This window comes from Castellaniella denitrificans, assembly GCF_042653765.1.
Lineage (GTDB): Bacteria > Pseudomonadota > Gammaproteobacteria > Burkholderiales > Burkholderiaceae_B > Castellaniella > Castellaniella denitrificans.
Window position 1 is genome coordinate 69,930 of record NZ_JBHSEZ010000004.1, and the last position, 24,652, is coordinate 94,581.

20 protein-coding genes and 1 pseudogene are annotated in these 24,652 nt (G+C 69.2%); 6 read left to right on the forward strand and 15 right to left on the reverse strand.

The window, feature by feature from the left end; all coding sequences use genetic code 11:
• Positions 1-3: 3 nt before the first annotated feature.
• From ACFO27_RS06375 to dacB, 13 genes and pseudogenes are all read right to left on the reverse strand, one after another.
• Positions 4-327 carry an ElaB/YgaM/YqjD family protein gene (locus tag ACFO27_RS06375; protein ID WP_323025352.1) on the reverse strand — a complete coding sequence of 108 codons (324 nt, stop codon included), beginning with the start codon at positions 325-327 and terminating at the stop codon, positions 4-6.
• 117 nt (positions 328-444) lie between these two features.
• A complete protein-coding gene (gene upp, locus ACFO27_RS06380; protein ID WP_376816578.1) occupies positions 445-1,083 on the reverse strand; it encodes a uracil phosphoribosyltransferase in 639 nt (212 codons plus the stop codon).
• A gap of 50 nt (positions 1,084-1,133) precedes the next feature.
• Complete coding sequence (locus ACFO27_RS06385) at positions 1,134-2,318, reverse strand: acetyl-CoA C-acyltransferase (RefSeq protein WP_376816579.1); 1,185 nt, start codon at positions 2,316-2,318, stop codon at positions 1,134-1,136.
• 10 nt (positions 2,319-2,328) lie between these two features.
• Positions 2,329-3,657: pseudogene (locus ACFO27_RS06390) on the reverse strand (3-hydroxyacyl-CoA dehydrogenase); the annotation flags it as partial.
• A 23-nt stretch (positions 3,658-3,680) separates the two neighbouring features.
• Positions 3,681-4,073 carry a RidA family protein gene (locus ACFO27_RS06395; RefSeq protein WP_376816580.1) on the reverse strand — a complete coding sequence of 131 codons (393 nt, stop codon included), beginning with the start codon at positions 4,071-4,073 and terminating at the stop codon, positions 3,681-3,683.
• 52 nt (positions 4,074-4,125) lie between these two features.
• Positions 4,126-4,557: an acyl-CoA thioesterase gene (locus tag ACFO27_RS06400; protein ID WP_376816581.1), complete on the reverse strand. Its 432-nt coding sequence runs from the start codon at positions 4,555-4,557 to the stop codon at positions 4,126-4,128.
• Between the two features lie 2 nt (positions 4,558-4,559).
• Positions 4,560-5,726, reverse strand: coding sequence for an acyl-CoA dehydrogenase family protein (locus tag ACFO27_RS06405; protein WP_376816582.1), 1,167 nt, complete (start codon positions 5,724-5,726; stop codon positions 4,560-4,562).
• Position 5,727: 1 nt separating this feature from the next.
• A complete protein-coding gene (locus ACFO27_RS06410; protein WP_376816583.1) occupies positions 5,728-6,582 on the reverse strand; it encodes an enoyl-CoA hydratase family protein in 855 nt (284 codons plus the stop codon).
• A gap of 34 nt (positions 6,583-6,616) precedes the next feature.
• Positions 6,617-7,393 (reverse strand): SDR family NAD(P)-dependent oxidoreductase, encoded by a 777-nt coding sequence (locus ACFO27_RS06415; protein WP_376816584.1) that lies wholly within the window; start codon positions 7,391-7,393, stop codon positions 6,617-6,619.
• A complete protein-coding gene (locus ACFO27_RS06420) occupies positions 7,394-9,733 on the reverse strand; it encodes a bifunctional salicylyl-CoA 5-hydroxylase/oxidoreductase (RefSeq protein ID WP_376816585.1) in 2,340 nt (779 codons plus the stop codon). It abuts the gene before it with no gap.
• 107 nt (positions 9,734-9,840) lie between these two features.
• Positions 9,841-10,422 carry a MarR family winged helix-turn-helix transcriptional regulator gene (locus tag ACFO27_RS06425; RefSeq protein WP_376816586.1) on the reverse strand — a complete coding sequence of 194 codons (582 nt, stop codon included), beginning with the start codon at positions 10,420-10,422 and terminating at the stop codon, positions 9,841-9,843.
• Positions 10,423-10,542: 120 nt separating this feature from the next.
• Positions 10,543-12,153, reverse strand: coding sequence for an AMP-binding protein (locus ACFO27_RS06430; RefSeq protein WP_376816587.1), 1,611 nt, complete (start codon positions 12,151-12,153; stop codon positions 10,543-10,545).
• 160 nt (positions 12,154-12,313) lie between these two features.
• Entirely contained in the window at positions 12,314-13,771 is a 1,458-nt protein-coding gene (dacB, locus tag ACFO27_RS06435; RefSeq protein ID WP_376816588.1) for a D-alanyl-D-alanine carboxypeptidase/D-alanyl-D-alanine endopeptidase, read from the reverse strand.
• 308 nt (positions 13,772-14,079) lie between these two features.
• On the opposite strand from dacB, the gene queA reads away from it, so the two are divergent.
• The 5 genes from queA to secF all read left to right on the forward strand — a co-directional run bounded on the left by queA (position 14,080) and on the right by secF (position 19,928).
• Positions 14,080-15,156 carry a tRNA preQ1(34) S-adenosylmethionine ribosyltransferase-isomerase QueA gene (queA, locus tag ACFO27_RS06440; protein ID WP_376816589.1) on the forward strand — a complete coding sequence of 359 codons (1,077 nt, stop codon included), beginning with the start codon at positions 14,080-14,082 and terminating at the stop codon, positions 15,154-15,156.
• Entirely contained in the window at positions 15,153-16,289 is a 1,137-nt protein-coding gene (tgt, locus tag ACFO27_RS06445) for a tRNA guanosine(34) transglycosylase Tgt (protein WP_376816590.1), read from the forward strand. Before queA ends, tgt begins: the two co-directional genes overlap by 4 nt.
• Before the next feature lie 119 nt (positions 16,290-16,408).
• Positions 16,409-16,750, forward strand: coding sequence for a preprotein translocase subunit YajC (yajC, locus tag ACFO27_RS06450; RefSeq protein ID WP_376816591.1), 342 nt, complete (start codon positions 16,409-16,411; stop codon positions 16,748-16,750).
• 330 nt (positions 16,751-17,080) lie between these two features.
• Complete coding sequence (gene secD / locus ACFO27_RS06455) at positions 17,081-18,952, forward strand: protein translocase subunit SecD (RefSeq protein WP_376816592.1); 1,872 nt, start codon at positions 17,081-17,083, stop codon at positions 18,950-18,952.
• A 40-nt stretch (positions 18,953-18,992) separates the two neighbouring features.
• Positions 18,993-19,928 (forward strand): protein translocase subunit SecF, encoded by a 936-nt coding sequence (secF, locus tag ACFO27_RS06460; protein ID WP_376816593.1) that lies wholly within the window; start codon positions 18,993-18,995, stop codon positions 19,926-19,928.
• Between the two features lie 13 nt (positions 19,929-19,941).
• Here secF and ACFO27_RS06465 read toward each other — a convergent pair whose 3' ends face one another.
• Entirely contained in the window at positions 19,942-21,078 is a 1,137-nt protein-coding gene (locus ACFO27_RS06465) for a GGDEF domain-containing protein (protein WP_376816594.1), read from the reverse strand.
• 11 nt (positions 21,079-21,089) lie between these two features.
• Entirely contained in the window at positions 21,090-22,928 is a 1,839-nt protein-coding gene (locus tag ACFO27_RS06470; RefSeq protein ID WP_376816595.1) for a sensor domain-containing protein, read from the reverse strand.
• 225 nt (positions 22,929-23,153) lie between these two features.
• Between ACFO27_RS06470 and miaB the strand changes: the two genes are divergently transcribed.
• A complete protein-coding gene (gene miaB / locus ACFO27_RS06475) occupies positions 23,154-24,635 on the forward strand; it encodes a tRNA (N6-isopentenyl adenosine(37)-C2)-methylthiotransferase MiaB (RefSeq protein WP_376816596.1) in 1,482 nt (493 codons plus the stop codon).
• Positions 24,636-24,652: the final 17 nt, after the last annotated feature.

Consider the following 24,652-nt stretch of genomic DNA (forward strand, 5'->3'; position numbering starts at 1 on the left):
GGATCAGCGGCGGGACAGCAGCGCGCCCAGCAGCAGGCCGGCCACCCCGGCGATCCCGACGGCCTTCCAGGGGTTGGACTGGACGTATTCGTCGGTGTCATGCACGACCCTGCGCCCCTGCTCCAGCAGGTTGGCCTGGGTTTCGGACAGGGCCTCGCGTCCCTGGTCCAGCGCCTTCAGCGCCCGGGAGCGCAGGTCGGCGGCCTTGTCCCCGGTGGCTTCGGCGGCTTCGCGCAGGAGCTTCTCGGCCTGGTCCAGGCTGGACTTCAGGTCTTCGATCAACGCGTCCCCCGCGGATTGCGTGGCGATTTGCTTGCGAGTGGCCATGAACGGCTCCTGTGAAAAGGGAATGAAGAACCTTCATCCTACCTTAGCGGGGAAAACCCGATGTATCAAAACATGAGAAAGCTGACGGAAATCAAGGAGAAAACCGGCCGCGCAGCGTCAATCCGTCTTTTGCCGCGTGCCGAAGATGCGGTCGCCGGCGTCGCCCAGACCGGGGATGATGTAGCCGTTCTCGTTCAGGTGGTCGTCGATGGAGGCGGTGTAGATGTGCACGTCCGGATGGGCACGCTCGACGGCGGCGATGCCCTCGGGGGCGGCCACCAGCACCAGGGCGCGCACGGTGCGGGCGCCGGCCTGCTTGAGCATGTCGATCGTGGCCACCATGGAACCACCCGTGGCCAGCATGGGATCGACGATCAGCGCCAGGCGCTGGTCCAGTTGCCCGACGAGTTTTTCCAGGTAGGGCTGGGCCTGCAGGGTTTCCTCGTTGCGCGCGATGCCCACCGCGCTGACCTTGGCGCCCGGGATCAGCGTGAGCACGCCGTCCAGCATGCCGATGCCGGCGCGCAGGATGGGCACCACGGTGACCTTCTTGCCGGCCAGCTTCTCGACGTCGACCTCGCCCGCCCAGCCGGCGATGCGCGCGGGTTCCAGCGGCAGGTCCTTGGTGGCCTCGTAGGTCAGCAGGGCGCCGATTTCCTGGGCCATCTCGCGGAAATTCTTGGTGCTGAGGTCCGCCCGCCGCATCAGGCCCAGCTTGTGGCGGATCAGGGGGTGGCGGATTTCATGGATGGGCATGGCGGCTCGGTCGTCGAGGACAGGTTGGGGTGCAGTGTAACTCGCCGCGCCTAGAAAACCTCGAACAGCGCGGCCGCCCCCATGCCTCCGGCGACGCACATCGTCACGACGGCATGGCGCGCCTTGCGGCGCCGGCCCTCCAGCAGCACATGGCCGGCCAGCCGGGCTCCGGTCATGCCGAAGGGATGGCCGAGCGCGATCGCCCCGCCATCGACGTTCAGCCGTTCCGGGGGAATGCCCAGGCGCCGCTGGCAATGCAGGGCCTGGGAAGCGAAGGCTTCGTTGAGCTCCCACAGGTCGATGTCCTCGACCTTCAGTCCATGCCGCTCCAGCAGGCGGGGGACGGCGAAGACGGGGCCGATGCCCATTTCGTCCGCCTCGCAGCCCGCGACGGCGAAGCCCCGGAATGCCCCCAGGGGCGACAGGCCCAGGCGCTCGGCCTCCCGGGCCTCCATCAGCACGCAGGCCGAGGCCCCGTCCGACAACTGGGACGCGTTGCCCGCCGTGACGAACCGGCCCGGCCCCCGCACCGGCGCCAGGGCGGCCAGGGCCTCGTAGGTCGTACCGGGCCGGTTGCAGGTGTCGGCGGCGACCGTGATCTCCCGGTGGCACACCGCCCCGGTCGCCTTGTCGGTCACGGCCATGGTCGTCGCGCAAGGCACGATTTCCTCGTCATACCGGCCCGCCCGCTGGGCCGCATGGGCGCGGCGCTGGCTTTCGAGGGCGAACCGGTCCTGGTCCTCGCGGCCGACGCCGTAGCGCGCCGCCACGATGTCCGCGGTTTCCAGCATGCTCATGTACAGCGCCGGATAATGCCCTTCGATCCAGGGATCCCGCGTCGGGTCCGGCTCGCCCGGGGCGGGCCGGCGCAGCAGCGAAATGCTTTCGGCGCCGCCGGCGACCACCGCCTGGGCGCCCCCGGCGATGGCACCGGCCGCGGCGGCGATCGCCTGCAGGCCCGAGGCGCAGAACCGGCTCACGGTCTGGCCCGCCGCCGAGACGGGCAGGCCCGCCCGGACGGCGGCCTGGCGGCCGAGATTGCGGCCCGTGGCGCCCTCGGGATAGCCGGTGCCCAGGATCACGTCCTCGATCCGTCCCGGATCGATCCCGGCGCGCTCCACGGCCGCCCGGACGGCGAAAGCGGCCAGCGTCGGGCCCGGCGTCAGGTTGAACTCGCCGCGGTGCGATTTGGTGAGCGGCGTGCGCGCGGTGGAAACGATGACGGCTTCACGCATGGGAACTCCTTCAGCGCTGGTTCAGGCTGGCGAAATCGCGCCCTTGCCCGGCCAGTCGGACCAGCAGCGGCGAAGGCCGCCAGAACAGGGGATCGTCCCGGACGTACGAACGGATGTCGGCCAGGACCGCCGCCAGCCCCACCGCGTCGCCGTAGTGCATGGGTCCGCCCCGGTGGCGCGGGAAGCCGTAGCCGTGCAGCAGCACGACGTCGACATCCAGCGGGCGCAGCGCGATCCCCTCGTGCACGATGTTCGCGCCCTCGTTGACCATCGCCGCCATGCAGCGGCGCACGATCTCCTCCTCGTCGAAGGTCCGCGGGACCACGCCCGCGCGGACGCGCTCGGACTCGACGATGGCCAGCACCTCGGGATCCTCGGTCCCGGCGCGCCAGCCCGGCGCGTAGCGGTACCAGCCGCGCCCCGTCTTCCGCCCGAACCAGCCGCGCTCGCACAGGCGGTCGGCGACCTGCACGTAGCGGGCGTGGGGATCCCGCGTCGCCGCCTGGCGCTTGCGCATGGCCCAGTTGATGTCGCCGCCCGCCAGGTCGTAGACCTGGAACGGCCCGATGGGAAAGCCGAAGCGGCGCAGGGCGGCGTCGATGGCGTAGGGCGAGGCCCCGTCCTCCATCATGACGTTGGCCGCCTGGCGGTAGGCGGCGAGCATCCGGTTGCCGATGAAGCCGTCGCACACCCCGGCCCGCACGGGGATCTTGCCCAGCCGCTTCGCCAGGGCGAAAGCGCTCGCCACCACGTCGGCGCCGGCCTGCGCGGGCACGACGATTTCCAGCAGCTTCATCACGTGGGCGGGCGAGAAGAAGTGCAGGCCGATGACGTCCGCCGGCCGCGAGGTGCCGACCGCGATGGCGCCCACGTCCAGGTAGGACGTGTTGGTCGCCAGGATGGCGCCCGGCCTGCAGACGCGGTCCAGTTCCGCGAAGACGGCCTGCTTGACGGCCATGTCCTCGAACGCGGCCTCGATCACCAGGTCGGCGTCCCGCAGCGACGCGGTGTCCGCCGAACCGCCGAACCGCGCCAGCGCGGCATCACGCTCCCCGGCCGACAGGCGCTGCCTGGCGACCAGGCCCTCCAGGATCGCCTCGACATTGGCCCGGCCCCGGGCCACCCCGGCGTCGTCGCGCTCCACCATGCCAACCCGGCAGCCGGCCCGCAGGGCCGCCACGGCGATGCCCGCGCCCATGGTGCCGCCCCCGACCACCCCGATCGCCTCGACGGCGCGGGGCGCCGCCGCGGAGGCCTCGGGCACATTGGCCGCCTCGCGTTCGGCGAACAGCGCATGGGCCAATCCCGCGCGCGCCGCATCGTCCATCTCTTCCGGGAAAGTCGGCTCGGACATGATCGGCCTCAGTCGGGAATCACGGCCGTGACTTCGATCTCGACCTTGGCGCGGTCCTCGATCAGCGCGGCGACTTCGACGGCGGTCATCGCGGCGTTGAAGCTGCCAATGAGCTCGCGGAACGCCTTGCCGATCTCCGGATAGGCCGCGACGTATTCGTTCTTGTCGGTCACGTACCAGGTCATGCGCACGATGTGCTCGGGCCGGGCGCCGCCCTCATGCAGCACCTCGACGATGTTCCGCAGCGCCTGGCGCACCTGGCCCGCCAGGTCGTCCGTATGGAACACGCCCTGGGCGTCCCAGCCGATCATGCCCGCCACGAACACCATGCGGCCGCGCGCGGCCACGCCGTTCGCATAGCCCTTGGGACGCGGCCAGCCGGGAGGAAGTAGGACTTGCATGGGAATTCTCCTTATCGAAAAAACGAAACGAAGGCCGCGCCGGGGCCCGGCCCTAGACGGCCGCCAGGGCGGCGCGCACGTCCTCGGGCAGACCGATGGCGCGATGGGTCTTCAGGTCCGTGAACACCAGGACCTGGCGCGAGGCGACCCGCAGGCCCCCGTCCCCGCTGGCGTCCAGCGCCAGCGTCAGCGACTTGCCGCCGACCCGCTCGACGTCCAGGCCGAAGGTCAGCGTCTCGCCCATGCGGCCGATGGCGCGGAAATCGCATTCCAGGCGGACGATGGGCAGGCCGATGCGGCGCGGCCCCAGCAGGCGCGCGTAGGAAATCCCCAGGCCTTCGGTGAACCAGTCCTCGACCAGTTGGTTGAACAGCACCAGGTACTGCGGGAAGAACACGATGCCGGCCGGGTCGCAGTGCGAGAAGCGGATCTGGTAATCCCGCTCGAAACGCACGAGGGGCGGGGGCGCGGCGGCGTCGGCCATCGTCAGGCCTCCGCCGGGCGCAGCAGTTCGCGCGCGATGATGAGCTGCTGCACTTCGGTCGCGCCTTCGTAGATGCGCAGGGCACGGATGTCCCGATACAGCCGTTCCACCGGCTGCCCGCTGACCACGCCCAGCCCGCCGAACAGCTGCACCGCGTCGTCGATCACCCGCTGGGCGTTCTCCGTCGCCGTCATCTTCGCCATCGCCGCCTCGCGCGTCACCCGGCCGCCCCGGTCGCGCTGCCATGCCGCCCGGTAGGTCAGCAGGGCGGCGGCGTCGATCGCCGTGGCCATCCGCGCCAGCTTCGACTGCGTCAGCTGGAAGTCCGCCAGCACGCCGCCGAACATCCGCCGTGAGGTGGACCGCGCGAGCGCCTCGTCCAGCGCGCGCCGGGCGAACCCCAGCGCCGCCGCCGCCACGGACGTGCGGAACACGTCCAGCGTGCGCATCGCCACCTTGAAGCCCTCGCCCGCCGCGCCCAGGCGCCGGGACGCGGGCACGCGGCAGGCGTCGAACCGCAGCCGCGCCAGGGGATGCGGCGCGATCACTTCGATGCGCTCGGCGATTTCCAGGCCCGGCGTATCCGCATCGACGATGAAGGCGGTGATGCCGCGCGCGCCCGGCGCCTCGCCCGTGCGGGCGAAGACGACGTAGAAATCGGCGATGCCGCCATTGGAAATCCAGGTCTTCTCGCCATCGAGGACATAGTCGTCGCCTTCGGCGCGCGCCGCGCAGGCCAGCGCGGCCACGTCCGAGCCCGCGTCCGGTTCGGACAGGGCGAAGGCGGCGATCGCTTCGCCCGCGGCCACCGGCGCGAGGTAGCGCGCGCGCTGCCCGGGCGTGCCGTGCAGCGAAATGGCGCCCGACCCCAGGCCCTGCATGGCGAAGGCGAAATCCGCCAGGCCCGAATGCCGGGCCAGCGTCTCGCGAATCAGGCAGACGGCCCGGGTATCGATGACTTCGCCCGCGCCGCCGTGGGCCGCGCCCGCGACGGCATGGCGCAGCCAGCCGTCGCGCCCCAGCGCGCGCACCAGCGCCCGGCAATCGTCATCCACGTCCGCGCCATGCCCGTGCGGCACATGCGCGCCCGCCCAGGCATCGAGCGCCAGGGCCAGTTCGCGATGGCGCGGCTCGAAGAAGGGCCATTCCAGGTAGGACCGGTCGGCCATCTCAATTCCCCTCGAAGACCGGCTGCCGCCTGGCCACGAAGGCCTCGTAGGCGCGCGTGAAATCCTGGGTCAGCATGCACAGCGCCTGGGCCTGGGCCTCGGCCTCGATCGCCTGCTCGATGGTCATGGCCCATTCCTGGTGCAGCATGGTCTTGGTGATGCCGTTGGCGAAGCTCGGACCCTGGGTCAGCTGCGCCGCCAGCGCCCGCGCGTCGGCCAGCAGGGCATCGGGCTCGCACAGGCGGTTGAAGAACCCCCAGCGCTCGCCTTCCTCGCCGCCCAGGCTGCGGCCGGTGTAGAGCAGCTCGCTCGCGCGGCCCTGGCCGACGATGCGCGGCAGGATGGCGCAGGCGCCCATGTCGCAGCCGGCCAGGCCGACGCGGTTGAACAGGAAGGCCGTCTTGCTGCGCGCGGTGCCCAGGCGCAGGTCCGAGGCCATGGCGATGATGGCGCCCGCCCCGGCGCACACGCCGTCCACCGCCGCGACGATGGGCTGCGGGCAGGCGCGCATGGTCTTGACCAGTTCGCCCGTCATGCGGGTGAACAGCAGCAGTTCCGGCGCCGCGAGCCGCACCAGCGGACCGATGATGTCGTGGACGTCGCCGCCCGAACTGAAATTGCCGCCGGCGCCGGCGATCACCACGGCCTTCACGTCGTCGGCCCATTTCAGGCGGTGGAACAGGTCCCGCAGCTCGGCATAGCTGTCGAAGGTCAGCGGGTTCTTGCGCTCGGGGCGGTTCAGCGTGATCGTCGCCACGCCCTCCTCCACCGTCCACAGGAAATGGGTCGCGCTGTAGCCGGCCAGGGGGCGGCGGTTGCCGGCCAGCAGCCGGGGATCGATCGGGTCGTCACTCATCGGAAATCTCCTCGTCGTTTGCGCGCATCGCGCGTCACTGCATGACCTCGCCGCCGCAGACGGGGAGCGACAACCCGGTCACCGCGCCCGCCCCCTCGCCGCACAGCCAGGACACGGCGTCGGCCACCTCCCCGGGCGTCACCAGGCGGCCCTGGGGATTGGTCTTCGCGAATTCGGCACGCACGTCGCCCGGATCGCGTCCGGTCTTCGCCGCCACGCGCGCGACGCTCTCGCGCACGAGATCGGTGTCGGTGTATCCGGGGCAGACGGCGTTCACGGTGACGCCGCGGGCGGCCAGTTCGAGGGCGAGCGCGCGCGTCAGGCCGACCACGCCGTGCTTGGCGGCGCAATACGCCGACACATAGGCGTAGCCCGCCAGCCCGGCCGTGCTGGCCACGTTGACGACGCGGCCCCAGCCGGCCTCCAGCATCCCGGGCAGGACGGCCTGCGTGCAGACCATCGTCCCCGTCAGGTTCACCGCCAGCATGCGCTGCCACAGGCCGGCGTCGGTCTTCAGGAAAGGCGCGCTTTCCGCCTGGCCGGCGTTGTTGACCAGCACCTGCACCGGTCCGAAGCGCGCCTGGGCGTCGGCCAGCGCGCGGGCGACCTGCGCCGCGTCGGCCACGTCGGCGGTCACGGCATGCAGGCGCCCGGAATCCCGGGCCGCCAGGGCCTCGACCGGCCCCCGGTTCCGCCCCAGGACCGTCACCCGCAGGCCGTCGGCCGCCAGGCGCAGGGCGATGGCCGCGCCGATGCCCCGGCCGCCGCCGGTCACCAGCGCATGGCGGACGATCGTCTTTCCGGCGTCCATTCAGTGCCCCTGCGCGGCCGCGGCCTGGAGGGCCTTTTCCCGCGCGAAGTTGCTTTCCATCTGCTGCTTGGCCGAGCGGTACTGCCTGGGCCACTCGGCGCCGATATAGCCGATCCGGGCGGCCTCGGTCAGCGTCCAGGCCGGATTGGCCAGGTGCGGCCGCGCCACCGCGCACAGGTCCGCGCGGCCCGCGGCCAGGATGCTGTTGACGTGGTCGGCCTCGCTGATCGCTCCCACCGCGATCGTGGCGATGCCCGCCTCCTGGCGGATCCGGTCGGCGAACGGCGTCTGGAACATGCGCCCGTAGACCGGCTTTTCCCGCTTGCTCACCTGCCCCGAGGACACGTCGATCATGTCCGCGCCGGCCTGCTTGAAAGCGCGGGCGACCTCCACGGCATCCGCGGGCGTGATGCCGCCCTCGACCCAGTCATGCGCGGAAATGCGCACCGACATCGGCTTGTCCCGGGGCCAGACCGCGCGCACCGCCTCGAACACCTCCAGCGGATAGCGCAGCCGGTTGGCCAGCGAGCCGCCATACTCGTCCGTCCGGTGATTGGTCAGCGGCGAGATGAAGGACGACAGCAGGTAGCCGTGGGCGCAGTGCAGTTCCAGCCAGTCCGCGCCGGCCTCGTCGGCGGCGCGCGCGGCCGCCACGAACTGCGCCTTGACCTCGTCCATGTCGTCCCGCGTCATGGCCCGCGAGACCTGGCTCACGCCTTCCAGGTACTGCTGCGGCGAGGCGGAGATCAGGGGCCAGTTGCCCTCCGGCAGCGGCTGGTCGATGCCGTCCCAGGCCCGGCGCGTGGACGCCTTGGCCCCGGCGTGGCCGATCTGGATGCCGAACTTGGCGTCGGTATTGTCGTGGATCCAGTCGGCGATGCGCTTGAACGCCGCCGTGTGCCCGGGCTTGTACAGCCCGGGGCAGCCGGGGGTGATGCGGCCTTCGGCGCTGACGCAGGTCATCTCGGCGAACACCAGGCCGGCGCCGCCCTGGGCGCGCGCGCCCAGGTGCACCAGGTGATAGTCGCCCACCGTGCCGTCCACCGCCGAATACTGGGCCATGGGCGAAACCACGACACGGTTCTTGAGCGTCAGGCCCCGCACCGTCCAGGGCGTGAACATGGGCGGCGTGGCGCGGCCGTCCGGCGCGGTCGCGCGGGCGCGCTCGGCGAACCAGCGTTCGTAGCCTTCCAGCCATTCCTTGTCGCGCAGGCGCAGGTTTTCATGGCTGATGCGCTGGCTGCGCGTCAGCATGGAATACATGAGCTGCTCGGGCTCGAACTGGTCGCAATAGCGCTCGCCGCAGACCTCGAACCATTCCATCGCGTTCCAGGCCGCGTTCTGCAGGCGCAGGGTCTCGATGCGGCGCGCTTCCTGGTAGGCGGCCAGCACCTCGGGGATGTGCGCCGCGTCGTCGCCCAGCAACTGGAACTGGCGCGTGAGCTCGATGGCGTCCTCGATCGCCAGCTTGGTGCCCGAGCCGATCGCGAAGTGCGCCGTGTGCACCGCGTCGCCCATCAGCACGACGTGGCTGCCGTGCGCGTTCTTCAGCCACCACTGTCCGCACACCACGCGCTGGAAATTCAGCCATGCCGCCCCGCGCAGGTGGCGCGCGTTGGTCATCAGCTTCGCGCCTTCCAGGTTGCCCTCGTCGAACAGTTTTTCGCAGAAGGCGATCGACTGCTGCTGGTCGGCCTTGTCCAGGCCGTGCGCCAGCCAGACATGCTCGGGGCACTCGACGATGAACGTGGTGGTCTTTTCGTCGAACTTGTAGATGTGCGCCTGGAACCAGCCGTGCCCGGTCTTGCGGAAGTCGAAGGTGAAGGCGTCGTAGAGCTTGTTCGTGCCCAGCCAGATGTAGCGGTTCGGGCGCGTGACGATGTCCGGCTGGAAGGTGTCGGCGTACTTGCCCCGGATCTTGGAGAAGATGCCGTCGCTGGCGATGATCAGGTCCGCGTCCGGATAGTCCTCGTCGGACTCCACCTCGGTCTCGAAGACCAGTTCGACGCCCAGCCGCTCGCAACGGGCCTGCAGGATGTTCAGCAGCTTCTTGCGGCCGATCCCCACGAAACCGTGCCCCCCCGAGCGGATGGCGCGCCCCTTGAAGCGCAGCTCGATGTCGTCCCAGTGGTTGAAGGCTTCCTGGATCTCGTCGGCCGTCTCGCGGTCCCACTGCCGCATGTTGTCCATGGTGGCGTCGGAGAACACCACGCCCCAGCCGAACGTGTCGTAGGGCCGGTTGCGCTCGACGACGACGACCTCGTGCCGCGCGTCCAGCTTCTTCATGAGCAGGGCTAGATACAGGCCGGCCGGCCCGCCCCCGATGCAAACGATCTTCATCTCATGTCTCCTCGTATCATCGTATGGGTTTAGTTTATTTATATTTAATTTATTTGTAAAGTAAATGCGGGCAGGATGCCGAATCGGACGGCGGCATCCCCGCCGGATCAGTCGAACGGCTTGCCGCCCTTTTGCTTCGAGACACGCGGCGCGGCCTCGGCTTCGACCTCGACCCGGCGGTTCGCCAGATGGACCCGCAGGTGACCCAGGTGCTCGTACAAGGCGTCCCGGCTCTCCGCGGGCAGGCCCTTGAACATTTCGACCAGCCAGCGTTCGTGCTCGGCGGCCATCTCCGCGAACTCGGCGCGCCCCTTGTCGGTCAAGGCCACCCGCCAGGATCTGCGGTCCTCCGGATTCACGATGCGGCGCACCAGTCCTTCCTTGACGAGCTGGTCCGTCAGGCCGGTCACGTTGCCGCCGGTCACCATCAGGTAGCGAGACAGCACGTTCATGCGCAGGCCCTCCGGATGCCGGTCCAGTTGGGCCAGGTAGTCGAACCGGGGCAAGCTGGTCGCGAAACGCACGCGCAGCAGGTCGCGGATCTGATGCTCGATCTGCGTACTGCAGGCCAGCAGGCGCAGCCAGATCTTGGTTTCCATGTGATCATCGATCTGCGCGCGCGCCTCCAGGCCGATTTGATCATCGCCCAGGGACTGCACCAGACGGAAATGTTTGGCATGAGCGGTCACGCGCGCCCTCTCCTTTCGATCGAATTGTTGGCCATACCGGATCCCGCCGCCTCGCGCCGGTGGAAACCATCGGCCTCAAGCATAGAACAAACCCTTCCGGACATCGCCCGGCGGCCCCGCTCAATCCATCTCGTGCAGCCTGAAACGCTGCAGCTTGCCGGTCTGGGTGCGGGGAAGCGCATCCATGAACTGGACGGCGCGCGGGTACTTGTAGGGGGCGACCGTCGCCTTCACGAAATCCTGCAGCGTCTTGACCATCGCCTGGTCCCGCGCATGCCCGGGCCGCAGGACCACGAAGGCCTTGACGATCTGGCCGCGGTCCGCGTCGGGCACGCCGATCACGGCGCACTCCGCCACGGCGGGATGCTGCATCAGGACCTCCTCGACCTCGGGCGCGGCGATGTTGTAGCCCGACGAGACGATCATGTCGTCCGTGCGCGCCTGATAGAAGAAGTAGCCGTCGGCGTCCATCAGGTAGGCGTCGCCGGTCAGGTTCCAGCCGTCCCGCACGTAGGTCTTCTGGCGCGGGTCGGCCAGGTAGCGGCAGCCCGTGGGGCCCCGCACGGCGAGCCTGCCGACGGTGCCCGGGGGCACTTCCCGGCCGGCGTCGTCCACCACCTTGGCGCGGTAGCCGGGCACGGGCTTGCCGGTGGCGCCGGGCCGGGCGTTGCTTTCGTCGTGCGAAATGAAGATGTGCAGCATTTCGGTGGCGCCGATGCCGTCGATCAGCTCGATGCCGGTGGCCTCTTTCCAGAGGGCGCGCGTGGCGGCCGGCAGCGCCTCGCCCGCCGACACGCACTTGCGCAACGGGGTGCGCCGCAGTTCGGCGCCGTGGGCCGCCAGCGCCCGGTACGAGGTGGGCGCGGTGAACACCACCGTGGCGCCGAACTCGCGGATGCCTTCGAGCAGCAGCGGCGGGCCGGCCTTCTCCAGCAGCGCCACGGAAGCCCCCACGCGCAGCGGAAACAGCAACAGTCCGCCCAGGCCGAAGGTGAAGGCCAGCGGCGGGCTGCCGATGAACACGTCGTCGGCCACGGGCCGCAGCACGTACTTGGGCCAGCAGTCGCAGATCGCCATCACGTCGCGGTGGAAATGCATGGTGGCCTTGGGCACGCCCGTGGTCCCGGACGTGAAGCCCAGGATGCAGGTGTCGTCGGCGGCCGTCTCGACGTTCCGGAATTCGGCCGGCATCCGCGCCATGGCGGCCTCCAGGCCGTCCGGGCCGTCCTGCTTGAAATACCGCAATTGCCGCAGCACGGGGCATGCCCGCGCCGCGAGGTCCATTTCCTCGGCCAGGGTGGCGTCGCACAGGGCGTGCGTGATCCGGCCGATCTCCAGGACGGCCTTCAATTCCTTGGCCCGCAGCAGCGGCATCGTCGCCACCGCGATGCCTCCCGCCTTCATGACGGCGAACCAGCAGGCCGCCAGCATGGGGTTGTTGGGCGCGCGCAGCAGCACGCGGTTGCCCGGCACCAGGCCCATGTCCCGGACCAGCACGTGGGCGATGCGGTTCGCGCGCTCCTGCAGATCCGCGTAAGTCCAGGTGACGCCCGGCGCGCGGATGCAGACGCGGCCGCCCCGCCCCTCGGCGACGTGGCGGTCGAGCAGTTCGGTGGCGCAGTTCAGGCGCTCGGGAAAGCGCAGTTCGGGCAATTCGAACAGGAACACGGGCCACTGTTCGGGCGGCGGCAGGTTGTCGCGGGCGAAGGTGTCCAAATGCGCGGTGGTCATGTTGTCTCCTCTGTCAAGACGAATCGTCCCGGGCTCGATCGGCACGACTCCGCCTCACGCGCTCATTAATTTAGTTCATATTAATTTAGAAATAAACTAATAGGATGTCAACAGTGCCGGGCATCCGCCCGGCGCCAAGGACAGGGAGAAAGGGCGCGGCTCAGCGCGCCGCCAGCCATTCGACGAGGGCGTCGTCGAATGGCCGCACGGCGGCCGCGCCCGGATTATTGACCAGGCTGACCAGGATGTAGCGCTTGCCGCTGGCGCCGCGTACGTAGCCGGCCAGCGCGCGCGAATCGCGCAGGGTGCCGGTCTTCAGGTGCGCCTGGCCGCGCGTGTCTTCCGAGCGCAGGCGGCGGCGCACCGTGCCGTCCACCCCGGAGATCGCCAGCGAGGAAACGAATTCTGGCATCAGGGGAGAGCGCCAGGCCGCGTCGAGCATCTGCGCCAGGCCGCGCGCCGTGATGCGGCCCTGGCGCGACAGGCCCGAACCGTTGTCCAGCACCCAGCCCGCCGTGTCCACGCCCTGGTTCTTCAGGATCTGCCGGACCGCCCGGCCGCCGCTGTCGGGCGTGGCGCCCGGGCCGTTGAGTTCCGCGCCCAGGGTCAGCAGGGTCATGCGGGCCATGACGTTGTTGCTGTACTTGTTGATCTGGCGGATCACGTCGGCCAGCGAGGGCGAATCGTGCCAGGCCAGCGTCGCGGCCCGCGCGGGCGCGCGGCCGTCGCGGATGCCGCGCGACAGCGTGCCGCCCAGTTCGCGCCAGAGCAGGCGGAACAGCGCCTCGAAATGGTCGCCCTGGTTCCCGGCCAGGCGGTACACGCTGAATTCGCCGCATTCGCCGACCGCCTTGCCGGAAACGCGGATGACCGACTGGGGCCCCTCGGGCCGCACGTCGGCCGCCACGACGGGCGAGCCCTTGCAGGCGCCATCCAGCCACTCGAGCCGGCCCTCGACGCGCACGTCGCGGGTCGGCGGATCGAGCAGGGGAATCCACTGGCGCGACTTGGCGTCGGGCAGGAACACCACCCGGGTCGCGCCGAAGTTGACCATCATCGCATCGGGGCTGGCGTTATAGGGGCGATCCGGCGAATCGTCGAAATCGCCCGGATCGATGGCCACGTCGCCGAAGCGGCTGCGGTCCACGATGACCTCGGACAGGTTCTTCACCCCCCGCAGGCGCAGTTCGCGCAGCATGTTCCAGAGGTCTTCCTGGCGGAACCAGGGGTCTCCGGCCGCCTGGACGTAGAGCGGTCCCTGCAGGGTACCCTGCTCGTCGACCCGGGCGCCCGGATCGGACAGGAAGCGGGTGCGCCAGACGTAGTCCGGCCCCAGGGCCGAGAGCGCGGTCCAGGTGGTGACGGTCTTCATCACCGAGGCCGGGTTGCGCGGCTCGTCGGCCTGGACGCGGGCGATCACCGGCCCGCCGGCCTCGCGGATTTCCAGCGACAGGGACGACAGCGGCAGCTTCGTGGCCCTCCAGGCCTTCTGCAGTTCCGGCGGCAGGGCCTGCGCGCCGGCCCCCAGCGACGCACCCGCGAGCAGGCACGCCGCCAGTCCCGCGCCCAGGCGCCGCAGCCACCCCGATCCCCGCACCATCCATCCCGCCAGCCGCATGCCATCACCCGCTCAAAGAATGCCCCGCGCCGCGCCCTCGGTTCGCGCCCACCTCGCAGCTTGCATGCTGCCCGGATGCGTCTGGCTCGAAATAGTCCGCAGGAACTCTTTCGTGCCCCGGCTCATCCCCGGGGGGACGCTTCCGCCTCGGGGCGGCCCGGCGTCAAAAAACGCCAGCATAATCCAAAGCGGGCGTCCCCGATGCGCCGGCCGGCCGGCATGCCGGCGCATCGGACTAAAATACCCCCGGTTTCCATCCCCCTGACCTTTTCCTTCCCCGGACGCCCTCGCCCGCGCCCGGCCCGCCCGTGACCGATTCCCTCGACATTTCCCAGTTCGACTACGCACTGCCCCCCGAACTCATCGCCCAGCATCCCGCCGCGCGGCGCGACGCCAGCCGGCTGCTGCACCTGGACGGCGCCGGCGGCCTGCACGACCGGCAATTCACCGACCTGCCCGGCCTGCTGCGGGCCGGCGACCTGCTGGTCTTCAACGACACCCGGGTCATCAAGGCCCGGCTGCGCGGCCGCAAGGACAGCGGCGGACAGGTCGAAGTCCTGGTCGAGCGCATCACCGAACCCCGGCGCGCCCTGGCCCACGTGCGCGCCAGCAAGTCGCCCCATCCCGGCACGCGGCTGGCGCTGGCCGACGGCGCCTTCGAGGCCGAGGTCCTGGGCCGCCGGGACGAACTGTTCGAGCTGGCCTTCCCCGCCCCCGTGCTGGAACTGCTGGAACGCCACGGCAGCGTGCCCCTACCGCCCTACATCACGCACGGCGCCGACGGCGAGGACGAGGCGCGCTACCAGACCGTCTACGCCGACAAGCCGGGCGCCGTGGCCGCGCCGACCGCCGGCCTGCATTTCGACCAGGCCATGCTCGACCGCCTGGAGGCCATGGGCGTGGAACGGGCCTTCGTCACCCTGCACGTGGGCGCCGGCACCTTCCAGCCGGTGCGCGTCGCACGCATCAGCGAACACGTCATGCACGCCGAACGCTACGTCGTGCCGGCCGACACCCTGCGCCGCATCCGCGAGACCCGCGCGCGCGGCGGCCGCGTGGTCGCCGTGGGCACCACCAGCGTGCGGTCCCTGGAAGCCGCCGCCCACGACGGCGACGGCGAGCACGCCTGCGAGGGCGACACCCGGCTGTTCATCACGCCCGGCTACCGCTTCGCCCACGTCGACGCCCTGATCACCAATTTCCACCTGCCGCAATCGACGCTGCTGATGCTGGTGTCCGCCCTGGCGGGCATGGAGCCCATCCGCCGCGCCTACGCCCACGCCGTACAGTCGCGCTACCGCTTCTTCAGCTACGGCGACGCCATGTTCATCGAGGCCGCCCAGGGCCTCGCCGACGCAGACCAGCCCAAGGCCCCGACCCCATGACCGGACTCCGATTCGAACTGCTGCACACCGACGGCGCCGCCCGGCGCGGCCGCCTGACGCTGAACCATGGCGTCGTCCAGACGCCGATCTTCATGCCCGTGGGCACCTACGGCAGCGTCAAGGCCATGCTGCCGCACGAACTGGAGGAGATCGGCGCCCAGATCGTGCTGGGCAACACCTTCCACCTGTGGCTGCGCCCCGGCACCGACATCCTGGACCGCCACGGCGGCCTGCACGGCTTCATGCGCTGGGACCGCCCGATCCTGACCGATTCCGGCGGCTTCCAGGTCTTCAGCCTGGACGGCATGCGCAAAATCACCGAGGAAGGCGTGCGCTTCGCCTCGCCCATCGACGGTTCGCGCCTGTTCCTGACGCCCGAGGAATCGATGCGCATCCAGCGCAGCCTGAATTCCGACATCGCCATGGTGCTGGACGAATGCACGCCCTACCGCATCGGCGAGCGCCCCGCCACCCACGAGGAGGCCGCCGCCTCGATGCGCATGTCGCTGCGCTGGGCGCGCCGCTCGCGCCAGGCCTTCCTGGACCTGGGCAATCCCAACGCCCTGTTCGGCATCATCCAGGGCGGCATGTACGAGGACCTGCGCGACGAGTCCCTGGCCGGGCTGACGGAGATCGGCTTCGAGGGCTACGCCATCGGCGGCCTGTCGGTGGGCGAGCCCAAGGAAGACATGATGCGCGTGCTGGCCCACGTGGCCCCGCGCATGCCGGCGCAGGCGCCGCGCTACCTGATGGGCGTGGGCACGCCCGAGGACCTGGTCGAGGGCGTGAGCCGGGGCGTGGACATGTTCGACTGCGTCATGCCCACCCGCAACGCGCGCAACGGCTGGCTGTTCACGCGCCACGGCGACATCAAGATCCGCAACGCCCGCTACCGCGACGACACCCGTCCGCTGGACCCGGAATGCGGCTGCCACACCTGCCGACATTTCTCGCGCGCCTACCTGCACCACCTGCAGCGCGCCGGGGAAATCACCGGCGCCCGCCTGAACACCCTGCACAACCTGCATTTCTACCTGCATCTGATGGAAGACATGCGCGCGGCCATCGAGGAGGACCTCTTCGAGTCCTGGCGCGAGGCCTTCCACCGGGACCGGGCGCGCGGCATCGAATGAGGACGGGAACGCGGGCAGGCGGATATCCCGCTACAATCAAGAGTTAATTTCATTCATGCGCCGGATGTCGTCCGGCCCATGTCCATCCATCGAACCCCACCGACACCGCAGGAGCCTCCATGTCCCTCGTCGACACCCTGACCCTGATCCCGGCCCAGGCCGCGGGCGAAGCGAACCCGCTGATGAGCATGCTGCCCATCATCCTGATGTTCGTGATCCTGTACTTCCTGATGATCCGTCCGCAGATGAAGCGCCAAAAGGACCACAAAAAGATGGTCGAAGCCCTGGCCAAGGGGGATGAAATCATCATGACGGGCGGCATGCTGGGCAAGATCAGCAAGGTCAGCGACAACTACCTGACCGTCGAAATCGCCCAGTCGGGCGACAAGGCCGTGGAAACCATCGTGCAGCGCAGCGCCGTCACGGCCGTGCTGCCCAAGGGCACGATCAAGTCGCTCTAGGACCTGTTCACCCTCATCAAGGGGTCGCGAAGGCATGAAAAATTTGGCTGAACAAGGCGCCCGGCGCAGCGCGTATGTCCATACGCGCAAGATGGGCAACGCAGGGCAGGCGGATTTTTCATGCCTTCCCGTAGGGTTGGGCCTGAGCGCCGCCGCCCGCTGCGTTGTCCATCCTCGCAAGACATCGAGTCTTGCTGCGGTGGACGCCTTGCGCTCGACAGCGCTCAGGCCCAACGCGATCCCCTTGATGAGGGTGAACAGGTCCTAATCCGCCCGGCGGGCGCCCCACCGGGCGCCTCGTCTCTCCAGACCCGCCCCACCTGATCGACCATGAACCGCTACCCTCTCTGGAAATACCTCATCGTTCTGGCCGCCGTCCTGATCGGCGTGCTCTACACGCTGCCCAACCTCTACGGTGAATCGCCGGCGGTCCAGATCGCGGGAGCCAAGACGGCCGTCAAGGTCGATCAGAACACCCTGGCCCGGGCCGAGCAGGTCCTGGACCAGGCCGGGCTGCATCCGACCGCCGGCTCGTTCGAGATGAACGGCCCGGTCGGCACGGTGCGGCTGCGCTTCGACTCCACCGATACGCAGCTCAAGGCCAAGGACCAGCTCGAAAAGGTCCTGAACCCGGACCCGCAGAACCCCGACTACACGGTCGCCCTGAATCTGATGTCGGCCTCGCCGAACTGGCTGACGGCCCTGGGCGCCCACCCCATGTACCTGGGCCTGGACCTGCGCGGCGGCGTGCATTTCCTGCTCCAGGTGGACATGCAGGGCGCCCTGACCGGCCGCTACGACTCCATGGCCGGAGAGGCCCGGACCACCCTGCGCGACGCCAAGATCAAGGCCGAGGACGTCGAACGCAACCAGCAGTCGGTGCGCGCGACCTTCGCCACCCAGGCCGACCGCGACGCCGCCGTCGACACGCTGCGCCGCGCCATGCCCGAAATGGTCTTCACGACCGGCCAATCCGGCGACCAGTGGCTGGTGGACGGCACGCTCAGCCCGGCCGCCATCACCCAGGTCCAGGACAACGCCCTGAAGCAGAACATCCAGACGCTGCACAACCGGATCAACGAGCTCGGCGTGGCCGAGCCCGTGATCCAGCAGCAAGGCGGCGACCGCATCGTGGTCCAGCTGCCCGGCGTCCAGGACGTGGCCAAGGCCAAGGACATCCTGGGCCGCACCGCCACCCTGGAAATCCACATGGTGGACGACTCGCCCACCGCCATGGCCGCCCTGGCCTCGGGCCGCGTGCCCTTCGGCCTGGAACGCTACAACGACCGCGACGGCCGTCCGCTGCTGCTGCGCCGCCAGGTGATCCTGACGGGCGAGAACCTGCAGGACGCCCAGCCCGGCCGCGACCACCAGACCCAGCAGCCCACCGTCAACCTGACGCTGGACTCCAAGGGCGCGCGGATCTTCCGCGACGTGACGCGCGACAACATCGGCAAGCGCATGGCCATCGTGCTGTTCGAGAACGGCAAGGGCGAGGTCGTCACCGCCCCGGTGATCCGTTCCGAGATTCCCGGCGGCCAGGTGCAGATCTCCGGCAGCATGACCGCCCAGGAAGCCGCCGACGTGGCCCTGCTGCTGCGCGCCGGATCGCTGGCCGCGCCGATGCACATCATCGAGGAACGCACCATCGGCCCCAGCCTGGGCGCCGCCAACATCCGGCAGGGCTTCGACTCGACGCTGTACGGCTTCACCGCCATCGCGATCTTCATCATCCTGTACTACCACCTGTTCGGCCTGTTCTCGACGCTGGGCCTGAGCTTCAACGTGCTGCTGCTGCTGGCCGTGCTGTCCATGCTGCAGGCCACGCTGACCCTGCCCGGCATCGCCGCCATCGCCCTGACGCTGGGGATGGCGATCGACGCCAACGTGCTGATCAACGAGCGCATCCGCGAGGAACTGCGCGCGGGGCTGCCGCCCCAGCAGGCCATCCACCTGGGCTTCGACCGCGCCTGGGCGACGATCTTCGACTCCAACCTGACCAGCCTGATCGTGGGTGTCGCCCTGCTGGCCTTCGGCACCGGGCCGGTACGCGGCTTCGCCGTGGTGCACTGCATCGGCATCCTGACCTCGATGTTCTCGTCGGTGGTCGGCGTGCGCGCCCTGGCGAACCTGTGGTATGGCCGCAAGCGCAAGCTGAAGACGATCTCCATCGGCCAGATCTGGAAACCCAAGCAGGACTGACGGGCTCAGGGCCTGTTCACACCGCACCCCAGGACACATCATGGAATTCTTCCGCATCCATCGCACCATCCCGTTCATGCGGCATGCGCTGATCCTGAACATCATCAGCCTGCTGACCTTTCTGGCCGCCGTCTTCTTCATCGCCACCCGGGGATTCCACCTGTCGATCGAATTCACCGGCGGCACGGTGATGGAAGTCCACTACGAGCAGTCCGCACCGGTGGCCGAGATCCGCACGGCGATCGACGCGCTGGGCTATTCGGACTTCCAGGTGCAGAACTTCGGCACCTCGCAGGACGTGATGATCCGCCTGCCGGTGCGCCCGAACGAGGACACCGCCGCCCAGAGCCGCACCGTGCTGTCGGCCCTGCAGGCCCAGAACGCCGACGTGCAGTTGCGCCGGGTGGAATTCGTGGGACCGCAGGTCGGCCAGGAACTGCTGCACAACGGCCTGATGGCGTTGCTGTTCGTGGTGGTGGGCATCATGGTGTACTTGGCCGTGCGCTTCGAGTGGAAGCTGGCGGCCTCGTGCGCGCTGGCGAACCTGCACGACGTGGTGATCATCCTGGGCTTCTTCGCCTTCTTCCAGTGGGAATTCTCGCTGTCGGTGCTGGCGGGGGTGCTGGCGGTGCTGGGCTATTCGGTCAACGAATCCGTGGTGGTGATGGACCGGATCCGCGAAAACTTCCGCAAGCAGCGCAAGGCCTCGGTGCGCGAGATCATCAACGCGTCGATCACGCAGAACATCTCCCGGACGGTGATCACGCACGCCTCGACGCAGATGATGGTGCTGTCGATGTTCTTCTTCGGCGGGCCGACGCTGCACAATTTCTCGCTGGCGCTGACGATCGGGATCTGGTTCGGGATCTATTCGTCGGTGTTCGTGGCCGCCGCCCTGGCGATGTGGATGGGCATCAAGCGCGAGGACCTGGTCAAGCCGGTGAAGAAGGACGGGCCCGAGGTCGAACTCGGGTAAGGCGGGACGCGCCCTACCCGGCGCTCCGCGGGCCCGGCGCGTCGCCGTGCCGCACGAAACACCCCCGGCCGCATGCCTTGGCGCGGTACAGCGCCTCGTCCGCGCACTGGAGCAGCTCATCCGGTCCGTCCATGGCCGGCCGGGCCTGGGCGACCCCGATGCTCAATGACCCGCTCCAGCCCCGCGCGCCCTCCGCGCGGCTGCCGGACAGGCCATCCAGGATCTTGCGGGCGACCAGGGCCGCTCCATCTTCCGGAGTGCCGGGGCAGATGATGAGGAACTCGTCCCCGCCCATGCGGCAGACGATGTCGCCACCACGCACGATCTTGCGCAGGCAGGCGCCCACGTGACGCAGCAGGTCGTCCCCCGCGGCATGGCCGAACTGGTCGTTCACCGGCTTGAAGTGGTCGATGTCCAGCGCCAGCACGGACACCGGCGTGGCGGCGCTGCACATCCGCTCCCACGCATCGTCCAGGGCCGCGAGCGCAAAGCGGCGATTGGGCAGGCCCGTGAGGTCATCGTGGGTGGACAGCCGTTCCAGCCTGCGGTTGGTGGCGTGCAAGTCGGCGGTGCGGGCCCGTACGCGGGCCTCCAGGTCCCGATTGGTTTCCCGCAGTTCCTCGTTGCGCCGCATGAACAGATGCATCAGGCTGCTCAGGGCCTTGAGCAAGGGGTCGGCGCGGCTCTCCAGCATGAACCGGAAATCCTCGTCGTAGGCCTCCGCCGGATGCCTGCCCGCCTGGATGGCCCGGCATTGCCGCGCCATGCTCATGTCCACGCTCAGGACGTGGTAGCTGATCCAATTGGTCAGAAAACCCAATAAGTAATTCAGATGGCGCCCCGACATCTCGCGGTCGCAGGCCCCCAGCGATTCGACTTCGTGGACGAAGGCATGGTGCGCCTCGCGGTGCTGCTCCACATGCCGGGGATCGCAGCCGATGGACTCCATCCATTCCTCTTCCTCGCGGAAATGGACCCGCGCATACGCCAGCACGGCGGCACGGGCCGACTCCAGGTCGCAGGGCCGGACATCCTCGGTGGACATGCACAAGGCGATCAGGCGATTGATCAAGTCGATCAACTGCCGGTGCTGCGCATCGACGGTCTCGATCCGGGTTTCGAACGCATCGCTCCAGGTGAACAATTCCATGACGACTTCTCCTACGGCTTCCGCCACGCAGTCCCGGCGTCCTCCGGGGGCCCGCCGGCGGAGGCGCCGCGCAGCCAGGCCCGCGCCGCATCCTCGGGCATCGGCCGGCTGATCAGATAGCCCTGGCCGACGTCGCAACCCATGTCACGCAGCAGCTCCAGCGCTTCGGGTGTCTCGATCCCTTCGGCGATCACCTTCAGCCCCAGGGCGTGCCCCATCTCGATGATGGATTGCACGATCAGCCGCATGCTGGCGCTGGTCGTGATGGGCGTGACGAAGGAGCGATCGAGCTTGAGCGCATCCACCGGCAGCCGGTTCAGGCAGGCGAACGAGGAATAGCCTGTACCGAAGTCATCGACCGACAGCCGCACGCCCAGGGCGCGCAGTTCATACAGTATTTCCAGCGCGCGCACCGGATCGGCCATGATCGCGCTCTCGGTGACCTCCAGTTCCAGCAGGCCGGGCTCCACCCCGTGGCGCGCCAGCGCATCGCCGATCTGCCGGGCGAAGCCGGCATCCAGCAGATTGCGCGCCGATACGTTCGCCGCCATGCCCACCCCCGGCTGTATGGCCTGCAGGCGGGCGCAGCAGGCCACGGCCTGGTCGGCCACCCAGCGCGTGAAGGGATGGATCAGGTCGCTGACTTCGATCGTGGGAATGAACCGGGCCGGGGGAATCAGGCCGTGCCTGGGATGCCGCCAGCGCGCCAGGGCCTCGAAGCCCACCACCGGCCGGCCCCCGGAGGCGCTTCCACGGTCCAGGACCACCTTGGGCTGCAGATGCAGCAGGAACTGGCCCTGGGCCAGGGCCGTCCGCAATTCGCCGCGCAGCAGCACCCGGTGCCTCATGTGCTCGCGATCCTGGGCGCTGAGGACGGCGAGTCCCAGGCCGTCGCGCTTGGCCCGGCGCATCGCCGCGTCCGCGCAGCGGATCAGCTCATCGGGGTCCCGGGCATGATCCGGGTACAGGGCCAGGCCGAAGCTGCTGCTGATGCGCACCTGAAGCTCGTTGAGCTGGAACGGTTCGCGAATGGCCGCCAGCAGGCCGCGGACCTGCCCGGCGACCCGATCGGCGTCGACCGTGGTCAGCACGAAGACGAATTCGTCCCCGCCCCACCGGGCCAGCGGACAATCGTCCCCCAGGACCGCCTGGAAGCGCCGGGCGGCTTCCTGCAGCACCTGGTCGCCGACATCCTGCCCCAGCACGCTGTTGACTTCCTTGAAGCCGTCCAGGTTGGAAATCACCAGGGTCCAGGGCGCCGTCGCGCACGCATGCGCGCGCTCTCCCAGCCGCCGCAGGAATTCCCCCCGGTTCAGCAAGCCCGTGAGCGAATCCCGCGTCGCCTGGTAGGCCAGCGCCCGCTGCTGGGCGCGGCGCTCGCTGATGTCCAGGAAGGTCACCAGGATGAAGGCCAGCCTGCCGTCGCGCAGGATCGGATAGGACCAGTATTCCACCGGGAAACAGGTGCCGTCCCGGCGCCACAGGACCTCGTCGTCGACGTGCGCGACCTCGCCCGCCGACGCCCGCTGGCGCATGCGGCATGCTTCCAGGGGATAGGGCCGGCCATCCTCATGCCGGTTATGGACCAATTCGTGGAAATTCTTGCCGATCAGCTGGCGAGGATGCTCGTAGCCCAGCAACTGCACGCAAGCCCGGTTGACGAAGATGCAGCGGCCCGATTTCTCCAGCCCGCAAATGGCTTCGACCGTGGTGTCCATCAGCCGCGCGACCAGGCTTTCGTATTCTTCGACCCCCAGGTTCAGGCCGTGGTACCGGGCGGGATGACCGTCCTGGGCCGCTTCTCCGGCGGCTGAGCCGGAGGGAGACAGCGGAAACGTTGAAACAAGCATGTGCACAATTTACAAAAATCTACGAATGCGCGACTTGATGTAGATTCAGCAATCCCGCGACAGGGGTGGCCGGGACGCGATGCCGCGCCAGTTCCCGGAACACCTCCCTCCAACACCAGCACGGCCGGCGGCGGCCAGTGCGCGGGCCCCGCCCCGGGGCTTCGAGTAAAATGAAACACTCGCCACTTCACGCCCCCGGGATGTAAACCCGTCACGGCAGCCATCATGCAAGAAACCACCCTGCGGCGCCCCGGCGCCGCGCCCGCTTCCACGAACGTCCCCGCCGACCCCGCCCAGGACCGGGCCCTGGCCGCCCTGCTGCGGCCCACGGAGCCCGGTCGCGTGAAGAAGCTGTTCATCCGCACCTTCGGCTGCCAGATGAACGAATACGACTCCGAGAAAATGGCCGACGTGCTGCACGCGGCCAAGGGCGTGGAACTGACCCAGACCCCGGACGACGCCGACATCATCCTCTTCAACACCTGTTCGGTGCGCGAAAAGGCCCAGGAAAAGGTCTTTTCCGACCTGGGCCGCGTGCAGCACCTGAAACGGCAAAACCCCGACCTGGTGATCGGCGTGGGCGGCTGCGTGGCCAGCCAGGAAGGCGAGGCCATCGTGCGCCGCGCGCCCTACGTGGACGTGGTGTTCGGCCCGCAGACCCTGCACCGCCTGCCGGAACTCATCGACCGGCGCCGCGCCACCGGCCAGTCCCAGGTGGACATTTCCTTCCCGGAAATCGAGAAGTTCGACGCCATGCCCCCCGCCCGTGTCGATGGGCCGGCGGCCTTCGTCTCCATCATGGAAGGCTGCAGCAAGTACTGCAGCTTCTGCGTCGTGCCCTACACCCGGGGTGCGGAAGTCTCGCGGCCGTTCGACGACGTGCTGGTGGAAATCGCCGACCTGGCCGACCAGGGCGTGCGCGAAGTCACCCTGCTGGGCCAGAACGTCAACGCCTACCGGGGACCGGCCGGCGAGCACGGCGAGATCGCCGACTTCGCCATGCTGCTGGACTACGTCCACGACATCCCCGGCATCGAACGCATCCGCTACACCACCTCGCACCCCAAGGAAATGACCGCGCGGCTGATCGAGGCGCACGGCCGGCTGCCCAAGCTCGTCCCCTTCCTGCACCTGCCGGTCCAGGCCGGCAGCGACCGGGTGCTGGCCGCCATGAAGCGCGGCTACACGGCCCTGGAATACAAGTCCATCATCCGCCGCCTGCGCGCCGCGCGGCCCGACATGACGCTGTCCTCGGACTTCATCGTCGGCTTCCCCGGCGAGACCGAGGCCGATTTCCAGAAGACGCTGGACCTGGTGCGCCACGTGGGCTTCGACCAGTCCTTCTCCTTCGTGTATTCGCGCCGCCCGGGCACCCCGGCCGCCGACCTGCCCGACGACACGCCGGAAGCCGAAAAGCTCGACCGGCTGCACCGCCTGCAGGCCCTGATCAACGACCAGGCCGCCGCCATCAGCCGCTCCATGGTCGGCGGCGTCCAGCGCCTGCTGGTCGAAGGCCCCTCGAAAAAGGACCCCCGCGACATGAAAGGCCGCACGGAAAACAACCGCATCGTCAATTTCGCCGGCCAGCCGCGCCTGATCGGCCGGATGGTCGACGTGCGCATCACCGAGGCCCTGGCCAACACCCTGCGCGGCGAAATCGTCACGACCGATTCGGCCGAGACGAGCGCCGCCCGGGGAGCGGCATGAGCACGAAAGGCAGTCCG